Below are 24,682 nucleotides of genomic sequence, written 5' to 3'. Positions count from 1 at the left end.
ATAAGAAGTACAAGATGTAAGGCAAAGCCTTACTAAAAGTCGCATTTATTCAAATGATATTTTAATCAGAGGTGAAAGAATGAAAAATATAATATTAAACGGTAATGCTGTACAAGTAAATGAAGATATGACAATCCTAAAACTTGCTAGAGATAACGGAATAGATATATCAACACTTTGCTTTTTAAAAGATTGTAACGATGTTGGTAACTGTGGAGTGTGTGTAGTTGAAATCGAAGGAAGAGATGAACTAGCAACTTCTTGCAATACATATGTAGAAGACGGAATGGTTATAACAACTAATTCTGAAAGAGTACAAAACCACGTAAAAGAAAGAGTGTCAACTATGCTTGATAGACATGAATTCAAGTGTGGACCTTGTAAGAGAAGAGAAAACTGTGAATTCTTAAAGTTAGTAATTAAAACTAAAGCGAAAGCGTCTAAACCATTCGTAGTGGCTGATAAGTCAGAATACGTTGATGATAGAAGTGCTTCACTTGTAATTGACAGAACTAAATGTGTACTTTGCGGTAGATGTGTTGCTAAGTGTGAGAAGAAGACTGGAACAAGCTCAATAAAGTTTGTTGAAAAAGATGGACAAAAGGTTATAGGAAATGAAAGCGGTAAGTGCTTTGATGATACTAATTGCTTATTATGTGGACAATGTATTATAGCTTGCCCAGTAGATGCATTGTCAGAAAAACTTCATATTGATAGAGTTAAAGAAGCTTTAGCTGATCCAGAAAAGCACGTAATAGTTGCTATGGCTCCATCTGTAAGAACTTCTTTAGGTGAATTATTCAATATGGGATTTGGAGTAGATGTAACAGGAAAAGCTTATACGGCTTTAAGAAATTTAGGTTTTGATAAAATTTTTGATATAAACTTTGGAGCTGACATGACTATCATGGAAGAAGCTACAGAATTAATTCAAAGAATAGAAGCAAATGGACCATTCCCAATGTTTACTTCTTGCTGCCCAGGTTGGGTTAGACAAGTTGAGAACTATTTCCCAGAAATGCTTGGAAATCTTTCATCAGCTAAGTCACCACAACAAATATTTGGTACAGCAACTAAAACATACTATCCAGAAATAGCAGGATTAGATCCTAAGAATGTATTTACTGTAACAGTTATGCCATGTACTTCAAAGAAGGCTGAAGCTGATAGACCAGAAATGGAAATCAACGGACTTAGACAGATTGATGCAGTTTTAACTGTAAGAGAAATTGCTAAGATGATCAAAGAAGTTAAAATGAATTTTGCAGCTCTAGAAGATGGTATAGCTGATCCAGCTATGGGTGAATACACTGGTGCTGGTACTATATTCGGAGCAACAGGCGGAGTTATGGAAGCAGCATTAAGAACTGCTAAAGACTTTGTTGAAAAGAAAGATCTTGAAAATGTTGATTACGAAATAGTAAGAGGCTTAAATGGAATAAAGGAAGCTACAGTTGAAATAGGTGGAAACAACTATAACATTGCTGTTGTAAATGGATCTGCTAATTTATTCGAATTTATGAACTCTAACAGAATGAAAGAAAAGGAATACCACTTTATCGAAGTTATGGCCTGTGAAGGTGGTTGTGTAAATGGTGGTGGACAACCTCATGTTAACTCAGCTACATTAGAAACAGTAGATATAAAGACAGTAAGAGCATCTGTACTTTACAATCAAGATAAGGGTATGGCAAAGAGAAAGTCTCATGAAAATGCTGCATTATTAAAGATGTATGAAACTTATATGGGAACTCCAGGTGAAGGTAGAGCACATCATTTACTACACCACAAATATACACCTAAAACAAAGTAAGATGATTGATAAAAGAGTTTGAGATTTCTCAAACTCTTTTTTTAATGTATAAGTAAATTGAAAATTTAAATATCATAGCTCTTTATCTAGTACATCTTGTGGTAAAGAAGCTAAAGCATCACTTAATAGACTACTTTTAGTTCCATTTGAAGGTGTTGAAATCAATCTCTTCCACATAGTACTACCGGATTGATTTTGGAATAAACCTAGTATGTGTGATAAAGCTAAGTGAGTATTTTCCCCTTTGATTTCTAAGTCCTTGATGTATGGTATGAAACCTTCGATAATAGCTCTTCTTGTCAATTGTCCTGTAGGTTTAGAATCGTAGAAAGAGTCAAATCTAGCTATAAAAGCAGGGTTTGAATATGCTTCTCTTCCAATCATAACACTATCTACATGTGTTAAATGGTGGTGTATGTCATCCAAGGTTTTGATTCCTCCATTTATCTCAATAATAGAATTTGGAAACTCTTTTTTTATAGTATATACCATGGCGTAGTCCAGAGGGGGAATCTCTCTATTTTCCTTAGGACTTAAGCCTTCTAAAATAGCTATTCTAGCATGTAGTATATTTCTATCTGGAGCTGCCTTATTTATTATGCTCATGAAGTCTGAAAGATGGTTGAAATCATTAAAGGATCCATAAGGCATAAAGGAAGAAATAACTTTAGAACTACTAATTCCTATTCTATGTTTTACTGTAACAGGCTTTTTAGTTGCACTCTTCATTGAAGAAATCATTTCAGCTATTAACTCGGGATAAGCCATAAGTGATGCACCCATCATATTTCCTGAAACTTTATCTGAAGGGCAGCCTGCGTTTAAGTTTATCTCATCGTAATTCCATTCTTCTGCTATTTTCACTGCCTTATATAACTCTTCAGGATTAGATCCTGCGATTTGTAGAGCTATTGGGTTTTCAAAAGGATTAAAATCTAAGAGCTTTTTTTTATCTCCATTTATTATTGCTTGAGCTGTAATCATTTCAGTATATAGTAAAGTCTTTTTAGTTAATAGTCTAGCAAAGTATCTGAAATGCCTATCTGTCTTATCGACCATTGGTGCAATGCTTATTAAGTGGTTAAAAGTATTGTTCATATATATTCTCCTAAGTAATATATCTAAATGTTTAATGCTGCTAAGCGCCGCGGTGAAATTAAGTGGCACATCTATAGTAATCATCATCAATTAATAATTATTATAAATAAGAGTTAGCCAAAAATGCAATCTAATTATTTTATAAATTTAAAATCAATTGGCGGTGTATGAATATATTATAAGACTTAACAGATTATGTTACGATTAATATACAATTAATGAATAAATATTCCTTATGTATACAAAGCCTAGAAATATCTTTAATGAGAAAAATATTTTAATATGTTTAATTTAGGTATTGAAAAGTTTTTGATAATATGTTAGCATAAAGTGAACTTAATATTATCTAAAGAAACCTAGGGTAGAGGTGCTGGATGTTAAAAGTACTCATGAGTAGCTGGTAGGCGATGATTCATGAAGAAAGGAGCAACAGCCGAAGAGAGTGTACAGCAAATATATTCTCTGGCTATGCGTATAAGATATGTATAGTTGTCACTTAAATTTATAAGTGGAGAGCTACAAGGTGACACGAGATGCGTATTTAATATTTTTGTGTTTTTATGCAGCTAAGGTGTACCTTGGCTGCATTTATTTTATTGAAGCCAAATATGAGATTCTTTTTAAAAAATGATTTATAATACATTTCATATAATAAATATTGATTGTTTCTAATGATGTGTAAAGAATACTTGTAGAAAATAATAATTTAAGCAGCAACAGCCTTGGGGAAATTTTATAAAAAGGGGGCTTCTAGTTGAAGACAATAGTACAGAAATATGGTGGAAGTTCAGTGGCTACTGCTGAAAAAATTCAAAAAGTAGCAGATAAACTTATCAAAAAGAAAAATGCAGGGAATAACGTAGTTGCAGTAGTTTCAGCTATGGGGGATACTACTGATGATTTAATTAATCTTGCAATGTCAGTTAGCGACAATCCTGACAAAAGAGAGATGGATGCGTTAATTTCAACAGGTGAAATTATTTCCGCTTCACTTTTAGCTATGGCGTTAAAGAGTAAAGGATATGATGCTATAAGCTATACAGCATATCAAATCGGAATAAAGACTTCAGGTATTTATGGAAAGTCTCTAATTGATGATATTGATGTAAAGAAGATAGAAAGTAGTCTTAACGAAGGAAAGATTGTTATTGTTGCAGGCTTTCAAGGAGTAAATGAAATTGGGGACATTACAACCCTTGGAAGAGGTGGTTCTGATACTTCAGCAGTGGCACTGGCTGTAAAGCTTAAAGGAGACTGTGAAATATATACTGATGTAGATGGTATATATAGCTGCGATCCAAGAAAGTTTAAGGAAGCAAAGAAACTTGATTTTATAGATTATGAAGAGATGCTTGAGCTTGCTAGTCTTGGTGCTCAAGTAATGCATTCTAGAAGTGTTGAACTCGCACAAAAGTATGACATTCCTATATATGTAGGACTCAGTTGTAGTGATATTAAAGGAACAGTAATTAAGGGGGTAAAGGATATGAATTTAGAGAGTAAACCAGTAACAGGTCTTGCAACTAGCGATGAGGATGTATCGGTAACGGTACAAAACTTATCTTCTAATATAAATATTTTATCAGATTTATTTGAAGCTATTGCAAATAGAAAAATTAATATAGATATGATATCTCAAACAGCTCCGATGGATAATTTAGTAAATGTATCATTCACAATACCTAAGAATGAAATAAAGGAGTGCATGGAAATACTGACTGATTTTTCAAGCAAAGACAATATACTAATTGATGAAGATATAACAAAGTTTTCACTAGTAGGGTTAGGTATGAAAAATACTACTGGGGTTGCGGCAAGACTATTCAAGGTGTTTTCTGAAGCTAATATAGAAGTTAAGATGATAACAACCTCTGAAATCAGAATTACCTGTGCGATAAAGCAAGAGTACAAGCTTAAAGCTATTGAAACAGCAGCTAAGCATTTTAATTTATAATATAAAGTCAGCTTACAAGTATTATGTAAGCTGATTTTTTTACAGTAAAGGTAGATGCACAAAAAAATCACTGAAGAAAGCTACTTCAGCGATTTTTTTCACAGATTTATATTTAGCGGTATAACTTTATAGATGAATAGAAAGTTATACTGCTTGTTTTCTAAATTAGATACTAATAGAAGTCTTTAACTATGCAAAAAAAGAATATATCATAGGTATTATTATAGCAGGAAGTAGGTTCGCTACCTTAATTTTAGTAATACCTAGCATATTAAAGCTTAAACCAATAATAAGCAAACTTCCTACTGCCGTCATGCTGTTTATCACTGTAGTTGTTAAGATTCCTTGAATAAGTGTAGCAAGTAGTGTTATTGCTCCTTGATATATTAATACTGCAAAGGCAGAAAATATAACACCAATACCAAGTGTTGAAGCAAAAACTATTGATGAAATACCATCTAGAATGGACTTATTAAACAATACGGTATGATTGCCCTCAAGACCACTTTGTAGGGAACCAACTATTGCCATAGCTCCAACACAAAATAATAAGGATGAAGTGACAAAACCTTCAGCAATAGGGGAATTTTTAGTCATTTTATTAAACTTTTCCTCAATGAATACCCCGAATTTACTTAGTAAGTTATCTATATCAATAAGCTCACCAATTAAAGCTCCCACTGCAATTGATATAATTATTAATAGTGGATTATCTCCTTTTAAGGTACCAGAAATACCTATATACAAAACACACAAAGCAAGACCATTCATAATAGTTTTGCTTAATTTTTCTGGAATTCCTCCTTTTAAGAGTAATCCCAATATGCCTCCAATGACTATAGCCCCAAAGTTTACTAAAGTACCTAACAAAACTTTTCCCCCCAATAAAATTAAAATTTGATTACGCGTTTAAAACATAGTTTACAAGAGTATATATACCATAATACAATGCCTCAAATGATCCGTTAAAATTAGGTGAATGTAGTGGTGCTTCGCCTTTAGTACCATCTGAGATTCCAAGTCTAAAATGTACTGATGGAACTTTCTCGCAATAGAAAGAAAAATCCTCTGCTGTAAAAGTTTTTTCTAATGGCATAACATTATTTTCACCTAGGGCTTTTTTACTAATCTTAGTAAATTTCTCTGTTAAAGTCTTATCACTTATAACTGGTGGATAATATACATTGTAATGGGATGATACTGAACAACTATATTTTTTTCCTATTTCTTCAGCTTCAGCTAAAATTTGATTTTGAAGTTTCTTTTTAAAATCCATATCAAAGGTTCTTACCGTTCCTTTAACCACTGCTTCCTCGGCTATAACATTTCCTACTGTACCGCATTGCAAAGTAGTGAATGTAAGAATGTGAGGATTTAATGGATTGTTTTCTATTTTTGTTTTTATAGTCATGGTATTTATAAAATCCATTGCTGGGTATAATGGATTTATACAAATATAAGGCATTGCTGCATGACCACCTTTTCCTTTAAATGTAATGATAAAATCATCAACTGAAGCCATAGATGGGCCAGGTGAAACTTCAATTGTTCCCACAGGAACCTTTGGCCATACATGAAAGCCAATCATTTCAGTTACTTCAGGATTCTTTAGAACACCTTCCTCAATCATAACCTTTGCACCGCCAATTGCTTCTTCTGCAGGCTGAAATAAGAATTTCACTGTTTTTTTTACACCTAATTTCTTTAAGACTAGGGCAGTACCTAATACTGTTGACATATGAAAATCGTGTCCGCAGGAGTGACGAGGACCAGCAACGTTTATAGCATCTATGTCTGTCCTTATGCCAATTGCCTTGGAGTCATCTCCTAGTATCGCAACTAATCCTGTTTTAGCAATCTTCTTACTCTCATAACCCATAGAGTTTAAAAATTCAAGAAGTAGCTCTTGTGTTTTATATTCCTCAAATGAAAGCTCAGGAGTAGCATGAAGTTTATGCCACATACTAATTACTTCTTCTAAGTTTTCTTCTATTACTTTTTTAATAATATCCATATAATCAACCCTCTTTTCTAAAATAAAATTAGTATTTATTATAAGGATATGAAAATAAGAGACTTATGTCAATTAAATATAAAAAAGTGTCCAAATTGAGCAAAAATGAATTTTTACAGTGATGTAAGGAAATGTTTCAGTGTGCTATAATTTTATAGTTGAAAATGTAAGAATATTATTAAGCGAACTCATACTTATATTTATTGGAAAATCCTAGTATTATAGGATTTTTCTACTTTAATAAATTAATAATTGGAGTTATAACAACATAATAAAACGGAGGAATAGCATGACTAAGAAATTAATTTTAACATTAACTTTATTTCTAATTATTAGTTTATCATTATTCGGATGCACTAAGAGTAATGATAATAATAAAACTAATAAAGAGGATATATTAAATCAATTAAATAAGGTTTATTCTGAAAAGAAATATCCAGAATCAGTATCAAAATATGCTGAGTTTATAGCTGCTGGAGGGGAAGCTAAAGAGTTTGGTAAATTAGATGAACTTATGCTGAATTTTATAAAAGAAAAGTTTGCTAAAGATAAATCGTGGACAACCGTTGTGGATATGAATAAAGATGGATATGCTTTTGGGGATTTAGATAATGACAAGATTCCTGAAATATATATTATTCCTTATAATAGTAAGGGAGAAAAAAAATCTTCTTTGAAGGTTTATCAATATAAGAAAGACAAATATCAGGATTTAAGTGATAGTGTAGCTCCGTCTAACCCTGCATTTCCAGGTGAACTGGTAGTAGGAAAAATAAATGATGAGACTTACGGACTAATAGACAACTCGGCTGTATCTAAAGATTCAAATATCGATGTTTATATAATGAATAAAGGAAAGCTTGAAAGACTTATAAATAGTACTGTAAGTGGATTAAAAAAATATGCTCAAGATGTTAATGAAGATGGCGTATTAGAAATACCTCAGGTAAATGATGACAAAAAACTCACTTGGTATAAATTTGATAAGAATCTAAAGCCAATAGCTGTTAAAGAAGAGAAAATAGATACAAATGACAATTCACAAGTTGCAATAAAGGAAAATAAGGATACAGGAAATAATATTGCGGCAAAGGATACAAAAAAATCAGTTGATACTACTGCAATTGTAAAATCGTTAAAAGACGAGGAAATCTTAAGTAAATTAATAGTAGGAAGAAACTTTGAGATTAGCAAACTGATGGGAATAGGAGATAGTAGCCAAACTATTACTATAGATAGTTTAAGTTATGCGGTTATCAAAGATCAGAATATAAATGTAGAGAATGAAATTAAGTCATTTAATCAATACTTTTCGAAGGCTTTTGTTAATAATCATGTTAGAAGTTTTTTTAAAGAAAGTGATGGAAAGAAGTATGTTCTTTTTGGTCAAGGACTAAGTAATGGGGAAACTTTTACAAAGGTGCTAAGCAGTGATCAAGGGTCAAATAAGATTAATGCCAGAGTGGAATATGTAGATGGAGATGTTTCAGATGTTTGTAATGTAGAGCTAGTATATGAAGATAATGCTTGGAAGATTAACGACGGAACATTATTGATAAAATAAGCACTGTAAATTAATATGATTTTGTTATAGTTGTATCACTTTAAGCTAAACATATATGCATTAGAAAAGGCTTATACGTAAAGAACTCACTGAAGAAAATCTCTTCAGTGAGTTCTTTACGTATAAGATAACTAAAAGTATATGTGAAACTTTTTTTAAGTATGAGATTACTAAAAAATAATCGAAGGAAAGTGTAAAATTAACAAAATAATTTTTAGAAAAATACCTTCAAATTATAAAATAAAAGCATAAATTAGATAAAAATGACTTAAACTTCCTAATAAAACGAATATATGAAATAATTCATGAAATCCAAATTTTGAAGATATATTTGGAGATTTTAACGCGTAAATTACTCCTCCAACGGTATATAATACTCCGCCAATTATGAGCCAAATGAAACCAGGCATTAATAGTGTTCTATATAAAGGTGCACTGAAGGTTAAAGCCAGCCAACCCATTATTATGTAAAATGCTGTATATAGCCATCTTGGGCAGTCGAACCAAAATATCTTTAGAAAGATTCCTGCGATTGCTAAAGTCCATACAGTGGATAGAACAAATACTTTTAAAAATCCGTCTAGAACTCCTAAACATATAGGTGTATAAGTACCTGCAATGAGTACAAAAATCATTGCGTGATCAAATTTTCTTAGAATAAGCAGTCTATTTGAAGAAGATTTTGACCAGTGATATATGGAACTTGCACTATATAAAAAAATTAAAGATAGTCCAAAAATAATGGCTCCTGTTAGTCTTGAAGGTAAAGAGTCATTTGCATCAATTACTTTCAAAATCATAAAAACTAGTCCGACTAAAGATGCTATAGCACCAAAAAAATGAGTTAAACTATTAACTGGCTCTCTTATATATTTTATCATAATATCAACTCCTATAAATATTCTATGAAGTGGTTTGTATAACTACTTGTTATCTTTATTACAGTATACGACATAGTGGGTTGTTTGTGCAATATTTATTATAAATGAAATTACAATATTTATTCATCATAACTATAAAATTCTTGTATTATCTAGTATTTTCTATTAATATTAAAATAAGTGGTTTTGAAAACTACTTATTGCATTTGAAAACTAGGGAGGAAAATATGAATAACGTAGATTTGGAATTAGATTCAAATATCCTGAAAATGATCTTTGAGGATTTACATTTTAATAATGAAATACAACCTGAGCAAATACCTAATTTGGATTTATATATGGACCAAGTAATAACACTATTTGAAAGCAATCTATTTGAAACCAAAAGAAGTGTGGAAGATAAATTACTTACTAAAACAATGATAAATAATTATACTAAAGATAAGTTACTTATGGCAGCAAAGAAAAAAAAATATACTAGAGATCATGTAATTCTTATGATTATTATTTATAATTTAAAGCAAAGCTTAGCTATTAATGATATTAAGAATATACTAAAACCTATAGTTGATAAGATAGAAAATAATGAACTAGTTGATTTAGATTCATTATATAATAAGTACTTGTTAATAAAAAATAATAATTCTGAAGAAATAAAAGCTTCAGCAGAGCAAAAGTTAAAAGAAGTTAAGGATGAAGATGGGGATGTCCTGTTATATATTCTTTCCATAATTGATATGGCAAATGGTTATAGAAAAATTGCAGAAAAGTTAATTGATAAGTTTTTTTTGGATACGAAAGAAAAATAAATAATACAATCATGCTTATGGAGGGATTCCATGAAAAGTTACTTGGGTGATGATTTTTCAGATATAAACTTTAATATGGTAAAAAGAGAGTTTTATTTTGTTGCAGATCAAATGAGTAGAATTATATATATAGAAGATGGAATTGAGGCCTTATTAGAACAAAAAGCTGAAGAATTGATTGGAAAAAATCTCTCTGATATTATAGGAGAACAAAAGGTACTAATACAATTTAAAGAAGTGGCGGGTAAAGAAAACACCATATCTATGCCAGTTTTAACGAAAAATAAAGTCATTACACATATAAATATATTATATAGATCTCATTATATTGAGGAAATACATAAAGGATATTATGGTTCGATTATAAATGTGACAAAAGAAAAAGACTTAGAACATAGACATCAGTTATTAACAAAAATATTAGATAATTCAAAGGATATAATATATTATTTTAGAGTACAACCTAAAGGATTTGAATACATAAGTAAATCTATTGAGAAGGTGCTTGGATATACTCCAGAAGATTATTATAATGATCCGGAATTGGTTTTTAGTACCGCCCATCCAGATTATATTAAAGAGTTGAATGATAAAGCGGAAGGAAATGCTGATTATTCGAAACCCATTATAACAAGGTGGAGAGATAAGAATGGGGTATTTCATTATATTGAAGATTATTCAATACCCGAATATAATATGTTCGGAGAGTTAATTGGAGTTTTTGGAGTATGTAGGGATGTAACGGGAAAGCATAAGTAATGATTTTTAGAATGCCTTGGTAAGATTAAGCATACATTTACAGTAAAGCGATAAAAGAGGGTTAGTATGGAGGATATAAAAACACAATCATTTTATCAACATATGAGTTTTACTGGCAGAAAAAATGCAGAAGATTTAATAAAATCACTTAAATTATCAAATGATATGAGAAGAATTAGAGTAGTCATGTACTCAACTATAGTATTTGTAGGGACGGTAGGGTTGTACTTAAATTTTAAAGAATCAATAAATATGGTGTTTATACCGTTGGCTACTTTATTAGGCATTGAAGTGGTAGAAAAGCTTACAGCTTCACAAATAAAAAAACCTGAAGATATTAGAAAGTCTATTATGACTAGTTTAAAAAATCATTGTTTTTCTTGTGATGGTAAGTGTGATTGCGATGAGGAATTTAAAGAATATATGCTCCGCAAACATAATATTAGGTTATTCTAGAAAATAAAAAGGTAGGAATTCAAAATAAAATGGATTCCTACCTTTTGGTTTTCTAGACTTACATATAAATAGATTCAAGAAGCTCCTTACCGGAAGAGGTTCTGAAGATCTTTTCTTCTATTACAGCAATATTGTCTTTTGGTATTTCATCTTCATATATGTTAACTAAAAAATCAGCTTCCACTAAAATTTGAAAGTCTACAGAATCTATTTTATCATAACTATGATGATTACCTATAAGGTAGCAAACTCTATCAACTATAGATGAATTTAGATGTAAATTGCCTAATAGTTCTTTTGCTACAGGGGGGCCCTCTATTTCTTGATACTTACCATTTGATGAATTGTATTTTTGTTCACTTACCTTAATGCCTATATCATGCAGAATTGCAGAAATTTCTAAAATAAAAAGGTCATCTTTAGATACTTGTTCTAGCTCTCCAATAATTTTAGCGAAGGAATGTACTTTTAATGCGTGATTTATTCTTTTGATATCGCCTTCAAAGTATTTGATCATTATATTAGCAATATTAGAAATTATCATATATATGCCTCCTATTTTTAACATTAATATACTTGTATAGATGAAACACTTTAATCTGAAAACTTGAAATAAATTTATATTGATTAAGTCAGTACCGTAAGTTTTATTTTAGGAATTTGATACTGCTTCAAAAAAACACTTACTTATAAATAGTATAACTAAGTATTAAGGGTTTTTCTATATTAACAAACATTAAAGTTTAACTATACGTTGCAGTTTTGAAAGTCTATTGCATATTTTTTTAACCTAGAATATTCCTGCATACATATTGAGAATAATAAGAACAAAATCACGTCGATATGATGATAAAAAGGCGGATGAGGCTTAGTATTGCGTAAATAAAAGGAGGAATTTAAATGAAAGTAACCAATTCTGAAGAATTGAGCAAGAGAATATCAAAAGTAAGGGAAGCACAAAGGATTTACTCAGCATATACCCAAGAACAGGTTGATGAAATATTTAGGCAGGCAGCAATGGCCGCAAACAATGCTAGAATAGTTCTTGCAAAATTAGCTGCTGAAGAAACTGGTATGGGAGTAGTAGAAGATAAAGTTATAAAAAATCATTTTGCATCTGAATACATATATAATAAATATAAGAATGATAGAACCTGTGGATTATTAGATTATGATGAATCATTTGGAATAGCAAGAGTGGCAGAGCCAATTGGAGTAGTAGCGGCTATAATTCCAACAACTAATCCAACTTCGACGGCTATCTTTAAAGCACTGATCTCACTGAAAACAAGAAATGGAATAATATTTTCACCTCATCCTAGAGCAAAGGCTTCAACTATAGCAGCTGCAAAGATAGTGTTAGATGCGGCGGTTAAAGCAGGAGCACCAGAAGATATAATAGGATGGATTGATGAGCCTTCAGTTGAACTATCACAGATGGTCATGAGAGAGGCAGACATAATACTTGCAACTGGAGGACCGGCTATGGTAAAAGCTGCTTATTCGTCAGGAAAGCCAGCTTTAGGAGTTGGTTCAGGTAATACTCCTGTAATTATTGATGAAAGTGCTCATATAAAGACCGCAGTAAGCTCAATACTTTTATCAAAGACTTTTGATAATGGAATGATCTGTGCATCAGAGCAAGCTTTAGTTGTTCTAGAAAAAGTATATGATGAAGTTAGAAAAGAGCTTCATGACAGAGGAGCTTATATATTAGATGAAGAAGAAAGAGAAAAAGTAGGAAAAGTTATACTAAATGAAAAAGGAGGACTTAACTCTGACATAGTAGGACAGTCAGCATATAAGATTGCAGAATTGGCAGGTATTGAAGTGCCAAGATATTCAAAGGTATTAGTTGGAGAGGTAGAATCAGTTGAACTAGAAGAACCGTTCTCTCATGAAAAACTTTCACCGGTATTAGCGATGTATTGTGTTAAAAGCTTTGATGAAGCTTTGGTCAAAGCTTCAAGATTAGTTGAACTAGGGGGATTTGGGCATACGTCGGTATTATACACAGATCAGTCAAGAAATGCAGAAAGAATAGGAAAGTTTGGTGCAGCTATGAAGACCGCTAGGACAATAGTAAATATGCCTGCATCACAAGGAGCAATTGGAGATATCTACAATTTTAAACTTGCGCCATCTTTAACTTTAGGTTGCGGATCTTGGGGAGGAAACTCTGTATCTGAAAATGTTGGACCAAAGCATTTGTTGAATATAAAGAATGTTGCAGAGAGGAGAGAAAATATGCTTTGGTTCAGAGTTCCAGAGAAAATATACTTTAAGTATGGATCTCTTGCTGTAGCATTAAGAGAATTAGTAGACATAGGCAAAAAGAGGGCGTTTATTGTAACTGATAAGGTTTTATATGATTTAGGATATGCCGATATGGCTATAAAAGTCTTGGAAGAAGGGCATGTTGACTTTAAAGTGTTTTATGATGTAGAACCAGATCCAACTTTAGCTACTGCTAAAAATGGAGCAGATCAAATGGATAAGTTTAAGCCAGATGTAATAATAGCGTTAGGTGGTGGATCACCTATGGACTGCGCTAAGATAATGTGGGTTATGTATGAACATCCAGAGGTAAGATTTGAGGATTTAGCAATGAGATTTATGGATATAAGAAAGAGAGTATATACATTCCCAGAGCTCGGACAAAAAGCTATGATGGTATCTATCCCAACATCAGCAGGAACTGGTTCTGAAGTAACTCCATTTGCTGTAATTACAGACGAAAAGACAGGAATAAAATATCCTTTAGCAGATTATGAACTTACTCCAGATATGGCAATAATCGATGCTGAACTTATGATGAATATGCCAAAAAGTTTAACAGCTGCATCTGGAATAGATGCCTTAACTCATGCGATTGAAGCTTATGTGTCAGTGTTAGCGTCAGAATATACAAACGGCTTAGCATTAGAAGCAATAAGACTTATATTTAAGTATCTACCACAGGCTTATAATGAAGGTACAACTAATATAAAAGCAAGAGAAAAAATGGCACATGCAGCTACAATAGCAGGAATGTCCTTTGCCAATGCATTTTTAGGAGTATGCCACTCAATGGCACATAAGCTAGGATCAATGCATCATGTACCTCATGGGGTAGCAAATGCATTGCTTATAGATGAAGTTATAAGATTCAATGCAGTAGATGATCCAAGAAAACAAACAGCATTTCCTCAATATAGGTATCCAAATGCAAAATGGAGATATACAGTTATTGCTGACTATTTAAAGCTTGGAGGGATCAATGAAGAAGAAAAAATTGAAAATCTTATAAGAGCTATAGATGATTTGAAGGCTAGAGTTGGAATGCCAATAACTATAGAAGAATGGGGTGTTTCTAAAGAAAAGTTCTACTCTTCATTAGATGAAATGGTAGAGCAAGCTTTTGATGATCAATGTACTGGAGCAAATCCAAGATATCCACTTATGGGAGAGCTTAGACAGATGTATATAAATGCTTTTGAGGGGTACAATATAGGAGTTTGAATTTAGTAAGTAACATGTTGAAATTAAGTGGTTATCCATCCAGCATCTCCTGCATAACCACTTAATTTCAAATTACTGTAACTTAGATATCTTCCTAAATAACTCTATAGTTTATGCTATAACATTTTTAGTGTAATTGAGAAATTGATCATAGCTAGCAACTTCTTCTTCAAAATCTTTAATATTTGAAAGTGAAGTTAACTTTAAGGAATCATCCAAGTTTGCTGAAGAAGAATATACATAGGAACCATTTCCTATGAATCTAATCTTGTAATTGTTTTTATCATCTTTATTAACATATATCTTTATCATACCACCATCATTATATATGTTAAGTTCTGTGCCATATAAATTAGGATTATTTAAGCAATAAGCAGCACTAGAAGCTGTCATACCTGTACCGCAGGATTTTGTTATACCTACACCACGCTCATAAGTAGTGACATATATGCTGTTCTCCTCAAGAACTCTTACGAAATTAACATTTACACCTTGTGGAAAAACAGATTTATTTGTATTACCTTCTTTACCTATTCTAACTATTTCATCTCTGCTTAACTGATTAATAAATGTAACTACATGTGGGTTTGTTATACTTACTGCAGTGAAAAGTAAGTGGTCAGATAAAGCAGGAATGCTATCGTTTATTAAGGTATCTTTTGAATGGTTAAAAGGAAGAGAGTTCACATTAAAATTAACTGTATCTATCTCTATTTCAACGGTTCTAACTCCGTCAAAGATTTCTGGAACAGCCTTTACATCATATTTAGCTTTCATTGTTTCAACAGTAATAAACTCTTTTGCTAGAACATCAATTAAATATCTTCCTACACATCTTAAACCATTTCCACACATCTCAGGTTCTGTTCCATCAGCATTAAATATTCTCATTTTCCCATCACAGAAAGAACTGTTTTGAACAAATAATATTCCATCAGCCCCTATTTTTCCAGTTCTATCACATAGTTCAATAGCTAAGCTTCTTCTATTTTCTTCTGTCAAATTAAGAGATTCATTTAATTCATCTATTAATATGAAGTCATTTCCTGAACCATGGCATTTTATAAAGTCTATTTTCATTTATATTCCCCCAATGCAATATATAGATATCCATAACTTCACTAAAAAATACTGTATTTAAAGTTTCAATGAAAGAGCTCATTAAAACTTAAAAAACACATCTTAGATTGAAGTAATTCATCTTTTTTAATTACTTTATTATAGCAAAGTGATTATATTGTAGCAACCATATCTTATTTACTAAATATTATTAGCAGATGCACAGTTTGTTTGGATTTCATAAGAGGCATTAAAAAAGGAAGATAACCACTATTTGTTGAAAATAAATGGTAAATTACTATTGTATAACTATTTTATTTTATCGTATAATACTATAGATAAATTGCATCATAAATGAAGTTTTTAAAAACTAATTAGATTAAAGAAGTTTTTAATTTTGCGATCGCTGTAAGTTATTTTATGCTCTTTTAGGTAAAATATCTCATATTATTAGTAAAATTGGTATAATATACTTACAACAAATATTTATATTTGATATTTGAGTGAATTTTACTTTTTAGTAAAGTATTATAAAGAAGGAAGTGTACTTATGGGTGACTTAACAGTAAATGATATAATAGCAGATAGACCTTGTGGCAGCATTACTCCATTAGTAGTTGGACTTGAAGATAAGTTATATCCAATTATTATAATAAAGGAGATGAAAGAGGATCTATTGAGTATTTGCGTAGATACACCCATGGGAGTAAAGAGTACATCTATTGGTGATAAAAAAGCGAATGTATATGCCATAATATTAAAATTTGGTGAAGATTTTGAGAATATATATGATATATGGTTCAATTATGGAGATGAAAATCATCAGGATTTCCTAAAGCTTTTGAGAGAGCAGCATAGAATTGTGATAGATTTTAGAGATGAAAATAACGAAAGATATTTAACATTAGAATTTGAAAATACCGTAAGAGAACATATAGATGATTATATTGAAAAATGTTCTGAAAAGATGCTTGTTAGAAGTAAAAAAAATGATAACGTAATTAAATTAGATTCATTAGAAAAGTATAATGTATGGAATGATGATGATATTGATAATTTGATGGATAATATATTTACTGACTATCCATCAATACAGGAATTATGGGAAGATTTATAAAAGGGCAGAAGTTCTTTCTTTGTTAATATGTTGCAGGTATAGGCTACAAAAAAATACTAATACTAGTATCATGTAGATTAGTATTACTAAAGTAGCTTTTAAGGAGTGATATACTTATGTCTCATAAAAATAATAAGAACAGCAAAGATAATAAAAAATCAAATCCTAAAACAAAGAAAGAATTAGAGCATATGAAGATGGAAACTGCAAATGAGATTGGATACTCAAAGGAATCAAAAAAGTTAGGAAAAAATAAGCATAGGTCAGTGCAGACTGATACTAATGAATAGACTGTTTTAACAGTCTATTTTTTTCATTTAATTCTAACAGCTATATTAGAGCATTTTGTCAGTAATTCCTTAATTTTAAAAACAATTTTGAAAATATCTCAAAAGTAAGTTTAAAGATATTGATTTAAGTTAATAAAAGATATGGCTAGAATATGTGTTAATCATAAAATCTATTGACAAATTTTTAAAATATGATATATTTTATTTGTACTTAATATTAATAAACTCTTGGTTTAGTAAAAGTAAACTTTATTAAACCAAGAGTTTAGTTGAGGTTAGAGGATAAATAGGTAAATATTTATATTAAATTTTAATATTTCAATATCAGTTTTTTTAATATTAGGAGGGGTTATAATGAAAATTGAGCAACTTGGAAGACATATATTGGTAGAGTATTACAATTGTGACAAGGATATAATAAGTAATCATAGCTTAATTGAAGAGTATATGAATGAAGCGGCAAGAAGATCAGGTGCAACTATAGTTACAAGTTGTTTTCATACCTTTAATCCATGGGGAGTTAGTGGAGCTGTAATTATACAAGAGTCACATTTAACAATCCACACATGGCCTGAATATGGGTATGCTTCTGTTGACTTATATACTTGTGGGGATAGTGTTAATCCTTGGAAAGCATTTAATTATTTAGAGGATATGCTTAAGGCTGAAAGAAGTGAATCAACTGAGGTATCAAGAGGAATAATTGAAAAGATAAAGAACTATTCTGATGGTCAATATGACAATTTAGATGTTACACATAAACCAATGAATGAATAGTGTTTGGAGGAATAAAAATGGAATTGTGGTATACAGAAAATCAGACACCTAACGTAAAGTTTTCAATGAAGGTAAAGAGTCATCTCTATGCAGAGAAGAGCCCTTTCCAAGAGATAGAAGTAATTGATACTTATGAATTTGGAAGAGTTTTGGTAATAGATGGTTGGACTATGGTTACTGAAAAAGATGAGTTCATTTATCATGAAATGATTACTCACGTGGCACTTTCTACAAACCCTGATATAAAAAGAGTTTTAGTAATAGGTGCTGGTGATGGTGGAACTGTAAGAGAATTAACTAGATATGAAACTATAGAAAAGATAGATATGGTAGAAATAGATGAAGTAGTGGTTAAAGCTTCTAAAGAATTCTTACCTTTCACTGCATGTAAACTTGATGATCCAAGGGTTAATCTGTACTTCGAAGATGGTATAAAGTTTGTTGAAGGAAAGATAGCTGAGTATGATCTTATAATAGTTGATTCTACTGATCCTATTGGACCAGGAGAAGGATTATTTACGGTAGATTTCTATAACAACTGCTTTAAGGCTCTTACTGAGAAAGGAATATTGGTTAATCAAGGGGAGAGTCCTTATTATCCTAATAATTCAAGAGAAATGAAAAGAGCACACTCAAAACTTAAGAAGATATTCCCAATATGTGAGGCGTATCAATACCATATGCCGACATATGCATCTGGACATTGGTTATTTGGCTTTGCATCAAAGGCTCTTCACCCTATAAAAGATTTCAAAGAAGGAAATCTTGAGAAACTTGGGTTAAAAACTAAGTACTATAATAAGAATATACATGTGGGTGCTTTTGCGCTTCCAAACTATGTTATAGAACAGCTTAATTCTGAAGAATAGTTTGAGTTAATAAAGTATAATAGTACTTTATATGTTAACATATGGAGTAATAAAGCCTGTAAAGAAACAGTAATTTTATATAGTAAAAAAAGCAGAGTCTTTGTTCTACTAAAGGTAGGCAAAGACTCTAAATTTTGTAATCTAAACAATCCTGAAAGATTTTTCTTTTTCAAGTGAAGGAATTTCTTCTACCTTACATTCAATAACTCTTGAAAATCCATTTCCCCTCTTAACCCTGGCTAAAAAAGCATCTACGTGTTCGTTATCACCTTGAGCAAAAATCTCTACATCGCCATTGCTAAGATTTGTGGCAGTACCAGTTATGCTAAGTAAAGAGGCTGTATATTGAACGAAGTATCTAAACCCTACTCCTTGAACCCTTCCTTGGACAATGATATGATATCTTATCATACTCATTCCTCCTCAAGACTTATTTAATAGAATTATAACAGATTTTTATGAACCTTAACAATTGTAAATATAATCTAAAGCTTTATATGAGATAATGTTATTTATATTATCGTAAAAATTATAATTATATTTATGTTTATTTTTCATGAAAATGAGCAAAAATTACAATGGTGGAGTAATTTTAAAAATATTTACAATATGATCTTTGATAAGTATAATAAAATTAGAAAACATTTACAGGAGGTGAAGGTGATGGATATAGAAAAAAGTTTGGTTCTTATAAAACCTGATGCAGTGGAAAGACATGTAACAGGGAAAATAATTGATCTATACGAGAGTAATGGGCTAAGGGTAATTGGACTTAAAATGGTTAGAGTCAGTGAAGAATTGGCTAGAGTACATTATGCAGAGCACGATGGTAAAGTATTTTTTGATGAATTATTGAAATATATTACAAGAAGCCCAGTAGTTGCTATGGTACTGGAAGGACAAGGGGCTATAGATAAAGTAAGAAAGATAAACGGTAACACAAATCCTGAAATGGCTGAGTATGGAACTATAAGAAAAAAGTTTGGTGTAAACAAAACTGAAAACTCAGTGCATGCCTCTGACTGTAGAGAAAGTGCTCAAAAAGAAATCAAGTTATGGTTTCCTGAATTTGAACAATAAAAAAAGCCTATAAAGGCTTTTTTTAGTTTGATTTAACTTGTAACCAAGCATCATCATATTTTTTTAGATTTTCTCCAAGGTCAACAAAAACTTCACACTTCTTTAGCACGTCGTCAGAAGGATAAGCGGTAGGATCATTCTTTATTTTATCATCCAACAATTCCAAGGCTGCTTTATTTGGAGTAGAGTAACCAATGTACTCTGTATTTTGTTTAGATACTTCAGGATCTAGTAGGAAATTTATAAATTGTTCTGCTTCAGTTTTATGTTTAGCATTCTTTGGTATGCATAAAGTATCAAACCATTTATTACTTCCTTCCTTTGGGACAACATATTCAAGGTTTGCGTTTTTTTGTTTCATTGTCACAGCATCACCTGAATAAACAACTGCAAGCGCAGCCTCTTCAGCAACCATTCTATCCTTTACTTCATCATTTACATATGCAAGAACTAATGGCTTTTGCTTTATTAATTCCTCTTTAGCTTTTGTTATTTCATCATCTTTAGTTGTGTTAAGTGAATAACCTAATCTTCTAAGGGACACTCCTATAGAATCTCTTATAGATTCAATCATGAAAATTTGTCCTTTATACTTTGTATTCCAAAGTATATTCCAGCTATCTACTGGATCTTTAACTAATTTTTTATTGTATATAATGCCATAAGTTCCCCACATATAAGGAACAGAGTATTCATTTTTTGGATCATATGAAAGATTTTTAAATTTTTCATCTATATTCTTGTAATTTTCAACTTTACTAAAGTCTATTTTCTCTAGCATATCTTCCTTAATCATTTTTTCTACCATATAATCAGAAGGCACAACTATATCATAACTAGAATTTCCACCTTTCAACTTCTGGTACATAATTTCGTTTGTATCATAGGTTTCATAATTAACTTTAATTCCGGTTTTATCTTCAAATTGCTTTAATAAATCCTCATCTATGTAGTCACCAACATTATATACATTCAATACCTTTTTGCCTGACTCAGTAGATTTACTGTTACAGCCAGCGAATAATGAAGTGCAAATTATAATTGTAGCAATCAGTGGAATTATTTTTTTCATTTTAATCAATTTATTCACCTCTTATTAAAGATTCTTTATTATTAACTATTAATAATAAAGTTAAAACTACAATGAACATCAATGTAGACAAAGCATTTATTTCAGGCTTTATTCCTCTCTTGGCCATAGAGTATACCTCTATAGAAAGATTAGTAACACCTGAGCCGGTAGTGAAGAAACTTATTACAAAATCATCTATTGACATTGTAAATGCTATCAAAAAGCCAGATATTATTCCAGGTTTAATTTGTGGTAATATAACCTTTCTAAGTGTGTAGCTTGGAGTAGCTCCAAGATCCATAGCTGCTTCTTCAATGTTATTTGGTAACTGCTTAAGCTTAGGTAGCACTGATAGTATTACATATGGTAAATTAAAGGTTATATGGGCTAGAAGCATAGTAGTAAACCCAAAATTAAAACTAAAGAAAGCAAATAGACTCATTAAAGCAATTCCTGTAACTATATCTGGATTTAAAACTGGAAGATAGTTTATATTAAGAATTATTTTTTTTCTTAATCCTCTCATCTTAAATATACCAATAGAACTTAGAGTTCCCACAACAGTTGATACAGTCGCAGATATAATCGCTACACTTAAAGTATAGTAAAGAGCTGTTAAAATTCTATCATCACTTATAAGCTCTTTATACCATTTAAAAGTGAAACCTTCCCATACGGCCATTGATTTTGAATTGTTGAATGAAAATATAATCAATACAATTATTGGAGCGTATAAGAATAAAAAAACTAAGGATAAATAAAATTTAGATCCTAATTTTTTTACCATACTTGTCCACCACCTTCTTTATTTTCATTTCCGTCAAATTTAGTCATAATGGCCATTGATAGTAATATTATAAGCATCATAAATATAGAGATAGAAGAACCAAAATTCCAATCGCCTATATTAGTAAATTGCTGCTCTATAAGATTTCCTAGAAGCATATATTGACCTCCACCTAGAAGTCTTGAAATCACAAAGGTTGTTACAGCAGGCATAAATACCATAGATATTCCTGAGATAACCCCTGGTAAAGTAAGTGGAAATATTACTTTGCCAAAAACTTGAGCTTTATTTGCGCCTAAATCATGTGCGGCGTTTATAAGGCTTTCGTCTATTTTTATGATTACAGTATATATTGGAAGCACCATATAAGGAAGAAAATTATATACCATGCCTAAAAGTACAGCTGAGTCAGTGTATAATAAAGTTATAGATGGAAGACCTAGCTTAATTAATAGGGTGTTTATAAAACCGGTTTTTCCCAGTATGGACATCCATGCATATGTTCTTAAAAGAAAATTCATCCACATTGGCAAAATAAATAATAATATGAATAAATTTCTTCTTTTTAAGTTTATTTTTGAAATAAAGTATGCAGCAGGATATCCTATTATAAGACATAATATAGTAGAAATTAATGCAAGATAAATTGATCTCCAAAAAACTTTTAAATATATTGGGCTAATAAGTTTGTGATAGTTGTCCATTGAAAATATAAAGGAACCGTTAACTTTTTTTGTGAAACTAAAGAATAAGACCATAAAAAGGGGGATTACAATAAAAAGTACACTCCAAATAAAATATGGGTAAGCTGCATAGGAACGCTTTTTCACTATGTAGTTATCCTTTTTCTCATTATATGTATATCTTCAGGATAAATATTTAAACCTATCATTGAGCCAATTGGAGCACTTTTTGTATTGTGTATCAGCCATTTTCTATCATGTTCTAGAACTTCCAGTTCGTAATGAACTCCTTTAAAAATAACTGAAGTGATTTTTCCCTTAAGCATTCCTTTTTCAGGATCAACTATCTTTATATCTTCTGGTCTTATAACAACATCTACATTCTCATTATTCGAAAAACCTTTGTCAACGCATTCAAATTCAATATCACAAAACATAACTCTATAATCTTTTAACATAACTCCATCAATTATATTGCTCTCTCCAATAAACTTAGCCACAAATGAATTTATTGGTTCGTTATATATATCTTCAGGTGTCCCCATTTGTTGTACTATTCCCTTATCCATGACAACAATAGTATCAGACATAGTAAGTGCCTCTTCTTGGTCATGGGTTACAAAAACAAAGGTGATACCTAGCTTTTGTTGTATATTTTTTAATTCCAACTGCATTTCTTTTCTCAGTTTAAGATCTAGAGCTCCAAGTGGTTCGTCTAGCAGTAGCACCTTAGGTTCATTTACTAAAGCTCTAGCAATTGCTACTCTCTGTTGCTGGCCACCACTGAGAGAATCTATATCTCTTTTTTCGAAGCCTTCCAAAGCAACTAATTTTAAAATTGATGTAACCTTTTCTTTAATAGTAGGTTTAGAGAGCTTTTTTATCTTAAGGCCAAAAGCAATATTGTCATAAACATTTAGATGAGGGAAAAGAGCGTAATTTTGAAAGACAGTATTAATTTGTCTATTATAAGGTGCAATATTGTTAATATTATTTCCTTCAAAAGATATTGTTCCAATATCAACGTTTTCGAAGCCAGCTAACATTTTCAAAGTAGTGGTCTTGCCACAACCGCTTGGTCCAAGAAGAGTTAAAAATTCATTTTTTTTAATACATAGATTTAAATCATCAATTATCTTTATATTATTGAAGCTTTTTGATACATTTTTAATTTCAATAATGTTATCATTCAAAATAAACACCTCTCTTATATTAGAATGAAGGAGGAGTACTTACCCAAATAACCTTAGCTTCTGTTTTACCACAATTTGAGATGAAATGATTAGCCTTAGGTTTGAAGTAAAAACTCTCACCTTTTTTTAATCTTACTTTTCTGTCACCTAAGTGAAGATTAATAATTCCACATAAAACGAAGCCAAATTCTTCTCCTTCATGTGGTTCTTCTTCTACATATCTTCCACCAGGGTCGAGAGTAATCATTATTGGTTCCATTGCATTTTTCTGTGCATTTGGAACTAGCCACATAAGCTTATATTTTAGTTCTTCGCTTTCAGTTTCAAACATGTCATCATATGTGAAAGTGATTTTTTCGTTTGAATCATCACTGAAAAATTCAGTTAGATTCGTTCCGAGAATATCTAGAATATCCATTAGCGTCGCAATTGAAGGGGATGTTAGGTCGTTTTCCAACTGAGATATAAAACCTTTTGAAAGCTCACATCTATTTGCAAGTTCTTCTTGTGTAAGTTGTTTTTCAATTCTTAATCTTCGAATCTTTTCTCCAATTTGCATGCTGCATATCCTCCATTTTTATAATAGGTAAAAAATTACACATACGTATTACTAAACAAATTGTTTATAATTACTAAACAAACAAGGTTATTATATTAATTTTTACTAACTAAATCAATACTTTTAAGAAAAAAAGTAAAATTTGTTTATTTTTTAGAATGAAGGTAAAAACTTTGAACTCGGTATTTTTTTGAGTAGGTCTAAATAATGTGTTATATAAGAATTTTTTAGTCAAAATAATGATGGCTATGTAAAGATTCTTATATAAAAAGTAGTGCTATTGAGATATAATTAATTTATGAAAATATTAGAAGTATAAGTTTTAAATATGGAAATTGGGTGATTTT

The 24,682-nt window shown here is 30.9% G+C and carries 24 protein-coding genes and 1 riboswitch; of the genes, 12 read left to right on the top strand and 12 right to left on the bottom strand.

What is annotated here, in order from left to right; all coding sequences use genetic code 11:
• Positions 1–79: 79 nt before the first annotated feature.
• Positions 80–1,813 (top strand): ferredoxin hydrogenase, encoded by a 1,734-nt coding sequence (locus J3477_RS05895; protein WP_206868705.1) that lies wholly within the window; start codon positions 80–82, stop codon positions 1,811–1,813.
• 72 nt (positions 1,814–1,885) lie between these two features.
• On the opposite strand, the gene dusA is transcribed toward J3477_RS05895, so the two are convergent.
• Positions 1,886–2,911 (bottom strand): tRNA dihydrouridine(20/20a) synthase DusA, encoded by a 1,026-nt coding sequence (gene dusA, locus J3477_RS05890; RefSeq protein ID WP_206868704.1) that lies wholly within the window; start codon positions 2,909–2,911, stop codon positions 1,886–1,888.
• 354 nt (positions 2,912–3,265) lie between these two features.
• Positions 3,266–3,438: riboswitch (Lysine riboswitch) on the top strand.
• 227 nt (positions 3,439–3,665) lie between these two features.
• On the opposite strand from dusA, the gene J3477_RS05885 reads away from it, so the two are divergent.
• A complete protein-coding gene (locus tag J3477_RS05885; protein ID WP_206868703.1) occupies positions 3,666–4,865 on the top strand; it encodes an aspartate kinase in 1,200 nt (399 codons plus the stop codon).
• A 189-nt stretch (positions 4,866–5,054) separates the two neighbouring features.
• On the opposite strand, the gene J3477_RS05880 is transcribed toward J3477_RS05885, so the two are convergent.
• The gene (locus J3477_RS05880; protein ID WP_206868702.1) at positions 5,055–5,735 is read right to left on the bottom strand and encodes a DUF554 domain-containing protein; all 681 of its coding nucleotides are present in this window, start codon (positions 5,733–5,735) and stop codon (positions 5,055–5,057) included.
• A 31-nt stretch (positions 5,736–5,766) separates the two neighbouring features.
• Positions 5,767–6,879 carry a M20 metallopeptidase family protein gene (locus tag J3477_RS05875; RefSeq protein WP_206868701.1) on the bottom strand — a complete coding sequence of 371 codons (1,113 nt, stop codon included), beginning with the start codon at positions 6,877–6,879 and terminating at the stop codon, positions 5,767–5,769.
• 289 nt (positions 6,880–7,168) lie between these two features.
• On the opposite strand from J3477_RS05875, the gene J3477_RS05870 reads away from it, so the two are divergent.
• Positions 7,169–8,443 (top strand): DL-endopeptidase inhibitor IseA family protein, encoded by a 1,275-nt coding sequence (locus J3477_RS05870; RefSeq protein WP_206868700.1) that lies wholly within the window; start codon positions 7,169–7,171, stop codon positions 8,441–8,443.
• Between the two features lie 233 nt (positions 8,444–8,676).
• On the opposite strand, the gene trhA is transcribed toward J3477_RS05870, so the two are convergent.
• Positions 8,677–9,324, bottom strand: coding sequence for a PAQR family membrane homeostasis protein TrhA (gene trhA, locus J3477_RS05865; protein ID WP_206868699.1), 648 nt, complete (start codon positions 9,322–9,324; stop codon positions 8,677–8,679).
• Positions 9,325–9,551: 227 nt separating this feature from the next.
• On the opposite strand from trhA, the gene J3477_RS05860 reads away from it, so the two are divergent.
• The 3 genes from J3477_RS05860 (at position 9,552) to J3477_RS05850 (ending at position 11,348) form a co-directional block, all read left to right on the top strand.
• Positions 9,552–10,133 (top strand): DUF1836 domain-containing protein, encoded by a 582-nt coding sequence (locus J3477_RS05860; RefSeq protein WP_206868698.1) that lies wholly within the window; start codon positions 9,552–9,554, stop codon positions 10,131–10,133.
• 30 nt (positions 10,134–10,163) lie between these two features.
• A complete protein-coding gene (locus J3477_RS05855) occupies positions 10,164–10,892 on the top strand; it encodes a PAS domain S-box protein (RefSeq protein ID WP_206868696.1) in 729 nt (242 codons plus the stop codon).
• Between the two features lie 66 nt (positions 10,893–10,958).
• Entirely contained in the window at positions 10,959–11,348 is a 390-nt protein-coding gene (locus J3477_RS05850) for a hypothetical protein (protein WP_206868694.1), read from the top strand.
• A 58-nt stretch (positions 11,349–11,406) separates the two neighbouring features.
• Here the strand turns inward: J3477_RS05850 and J3477_RS05845 are convergent, their stop codons facing one another.
• On the bottom strand, positions 11,407–11,892 hold the full coding sequence (locus tag J3477_RS05845; protein WP_371876569.1) for an HD domain-containing protein: 486 nt from the start codon (positions 11,890–11,892) through the stop codon (positions 11,407–11,409).
• Positions 11,893–12,248: 356 nt separating this feature from the next.
• On the opposite strand from J3477_RS05845, the gene adhE reads away from it, so the two are divergent.
• Positions 12,249–14,849, top strand: coding sequence for a bifunctional acetaldehyde-CoA/alcohol dehydrogenase (gene adhE / locus J3477_RS05840; RefSeq protein WP_206868692.1), 2,601 nt, complete (start codon positions 12,249–12,251; stop codon positions 14,847–14,849).
• A 111-nt stretch (positions 14,850–14,960) separates the two neighbouring features.
• Here the strand turns inward: adhE and dapF are convergent, their stop codons facing one another.
• Positions 14,961–15,929 (bottom strand): diaminopimelate epimerase, encoded by a 969-nt coding sequence (dapF, locus tag J3477_RS05835; RefSeq protein WP_206868689.1) that lies wholly within the window; start codon positions 15,927–15,929, stop codon positions 14,961–14,963.
• Between the two features lie 529 nt (positions 15,930–16,458).
• On the opposite strand from dapF, the gene J3477_RS05830 reads away from it, so the two are divergent.
• The 4 genes from J3477_RS05830 (at position 16,459) to speE (ending at position 18,961) form a co-directional block, all read left to right on the top strand.
• Positions 16,459–17,025, top strand: a complete 567-nt coding sequence (locus J3477_RS05830) for a hypothetical protein (RefSeq protein ID WP_206868687.1) — start codon at positions 16,459–16,461, stop codon at positions 17,023–17,025.
• Between the two features lie 116 nt (positions 17,026–17,141).
• Positions 17,142–17,315: a small, acid-soluble spore protein, alpha/beta type gene (locus J3477_RS05825; protein WP_206868685.1), complete on the top strand. Its 174-nt coding sequence runs from the start codon at positions 17,142–17,144 to the stop codon at positions 17,313–17,315.
• A 360-nt stretch (positions 17,316–17,675) separates the two neighbouring features.
• Positions 17,676–18,092: an adenosylmethionine decarboxylase gene (gene speD, locus J3477_RS05820; protein WP_284691988.1), complete on the top strand. Its 417-nt coding sequence runs from the start codon at positions 17,676–17,678 to the stop codon at positions 18,090–18,092.
• 17 nt (positions 18,093–18,109) lie between these two features.
• Positions 18,110–18,961, top strand: coding sequence for a polyamine aminopropyltransferase (gene speE / locus J3477_RS05815; protein ID WP_206868682.1), 852 nt, complete (start codon positions 18,110–18,112; stop codon positions 18,959–18,961).
• A gap of 141 nt (positions 18,962–19,102) precedes the next feature.
• Here speE and J3477_RS05810 read toward each other — a convergent pair whose 3' ends face one another.
• Positions 19,103–19,372: an acylphosphatase gene (locus J3477_RS05810; protein ID WP_206868680.1), complete on the bottom strand. Its 270-nt coding sequence runs from the start codon at positions 19,370–19,372 to the stop codon at positions 19,103–19,105.
• Between the two features lie 252 nt (positions 19,373–19,624).
• On the opposite strand from J3477_RS05810, the gene ndk reads away from it, so the two are divergent.
• Entirely contained in the window at positions 19,625–20,041 is a 417-nt protein-coding gene (gene ndk / locus J3477_RS05805; RefSeq protein WP_206868678.1) for a nucleoside-diphosphate kinase, read from the top strand.
• A gap of 22 nt (positions 20,042–20,063) precedes the next feature.
• Here the strand turns inward: ndk and J3477_RS05800 are convergent, their stop codons facing one another.
• The 5 genes from J3477_RS05800 to J3477_RS05780 are packed head-to-tail and all read right to left on the bottom strand — an operon-like array spanning position 20,064 to position 24,335.
• The gene (locus tag J3477_RS05800; protein ID WP_371876588.1) at positions 20,064–21,113 is read right to left on the bottom strand and encodes an ABC transporter substrate-binding protein; all 1,050 of its coding nucleotides are present in this window, start codon (positions 21,111–21,113) and stop codon (positions 20,064–20,066) included.
• A 10-nt stretch (positions 21,114–21,123) separates the two neighbouring features.
• Positions 21,124–21,900: an ABC transporter permease gene (locus J3477_RS05795; protein WP_206868677.1), complete on the bottom strand. Its 777-nt coding sequence runs from the start codon at positions 21,898–21,900 to the stop codon at positions 21,124–21,126.
• Complete coding sequence (locus J3477_RS05790; RefSeq protein ID WP_371876587.1) at positions 21,894–22,733, bottom strand: ABC transporter permease; 840 nt, start codon at positions 22,731–22,733, stop codon at positions 21,894–21,896. Before J3477_RS05790 ends, J3477_RS05795 begins: the two co-directional genes overlap by 7 nt.
• Complete coding sequence (gene potA / locus J3477_RS05785; RefSeq protein ID WP_371876586.1) at positions 22,730–23,779, bottom strand: spermidine/putrescine ABC transporter ATP-binding protein; 1,050 nt, start codon at positions 23,777–23,779, stop codon at positions 22,730–22,732. The genes J3477_RS05790 and potA overlap by 4 nt, the downstream gene beginning before the upstream one ends.
• Before the next feature lie 16 nt (positions 23,780–23,795).
• Positions 23,796–24,335, bottom strand: a complete 540-nt coding sequence (locus J3477_RS05780; protein ID WP_206868674.1) for a helix-turn-helix domain-containing protein — start codon at positions 24,333–24,335, stop codon at positions 23,796–23,798.
• Between the last annotated feature and the right edge of the window lie 347 nt (positions 24,336–24,682).

Origin of the sequence: Clostridium zeae, from assembly GCF_017312485.1 — a bacterium.
GTDB lineage: Bacteria > Bacillota > Clostridia > Clostridiales > Clostridiaceae > Clostridium_AR > Clostridium_AR zeae.
The sequence above is the reverse complement of the archived record's forward strand: the minus strand, read 5'-3'. Positions and strand labels throughout refer to the sequence as shown.

Coding starts and splice junctions, on each gene's coding strand:
- J3477_RS05895 (WP_206868705.1), top strand. CDS start 80: ATGAAAAATATAATATTAAACGGTAATGCTGTACAAGTAAATGAAGAT.
- dusA (WP_206868704.1), bottom strand. CDS start 2,911: ATGAACAATACTTTTAACCACTTAATAAGCATTGCACCAATGGTCGAT.
- J3477_RS05875 (WP_206868701.1), bottom strand. CDS start 6,879: ATGGATATTATTAAAAAAGTAATAGAAGAAAACTTAGAAGAAGTAATT.
- J3477_RS05870 (WP_206868700.1), top strand. CDS start 7,169: ATGACTAAGAAATTAATTTTAACATTAACTTTATTTCTAATTATTAGT.
- trhA (WP_206868699.1), bottom strand. CDS start 9,324: ATGATAAAATATATAAGAGAGCCAGTTAATAGTTTAACTCATTTTTTT.
- J3477_RS05860 (WP_206868698.1), top strand. CDS start 9,552: ATGAATAACGTAGATTTGGAATTAGATTCAAATATCCTGAAAATGATC.
- J3477_RS05855 (WP_206868696.1), top strand. CDS start 10,164: ATGAAAAGTTACTTGGGTGATGATTTTTCAGATATAAACTTTAATATG.
- J3477_RS05850 (WP_206868694.1), top strand. CDS start 10,959: ATGGAGGATATAAAAACACAATCATTTTATCAACATATGAGTTTTACT.
- J3477_RS05845 (WP_371876569.1), bottom strand. CDS start 11,892: ATGATAATTTCTAATATTGCTAATATAATGATCAAATACTTTGAAGGC.
- adhE (WP_206868692.1), top strand. CDS start 12,249: ATGAAAGTAACCAATTCTGAAGAATTGAGCAAGAGAATATCAAAAGTA.
- dapF (WP_206868689.1), bottom strand. CDS start 15,929: ATGAAAATAGACTTTATAAAATGCCATGGTTCAGGAAATGACTTCATA.
- J3477_RS05830 (WP_206868687.1), top strand. CDS start 16,459: ATGGGTGACTTAACAGTAAATGATATAATAGCAGATAGACCTTGTGGC.
- J3477_RS05825 (WP_206868685.1), top strand. CDS start 17,142: ATGTCTCATAAAAATAATAAGAACAGCAAAGATAATAAAAAATCAAAT.
- speE (WP_206868682.1), top strand. CDS start 18,110: ATGGAATTGTGGTATACAGAAAATCAGACACCTAACGTAAAGTTTTCA.
- J3477_RS05810 (WP_206868680.1), bottom strand. CDS start 19,372: ATGATAAGATATCATATCATTGTCCAAGGAAGGGTTCAAGGAGTAGGG.
- ndk (WP_206868678.1), top strand. CDS start 19,625: ATGGATATAGAAAAAAGTTTGGTTCTTATAAAACCTGATGCAGTGGAA.
- J3477_RS05800 (WP_371876588.1), bottom strand. CDS start 21,113: ATGAAAAAAATAATTCCACTGATTGCTACAATTATAATTTGCACTTCA.
- J3477_RS05795 (WP_206868677.1), bottom strand. CDS start 21,900: ATGGTAAAAAAATTAGGATCTAAATTTTATTTATCCTTAGTTTTTTTA.
- J3477_RS05780 (WP_206868674.1), bottom strand. CDS start 24,335: ATGCAAATTGGAGAAAAGATTCGAAGATTAAGAATTGAAAAACAACTT.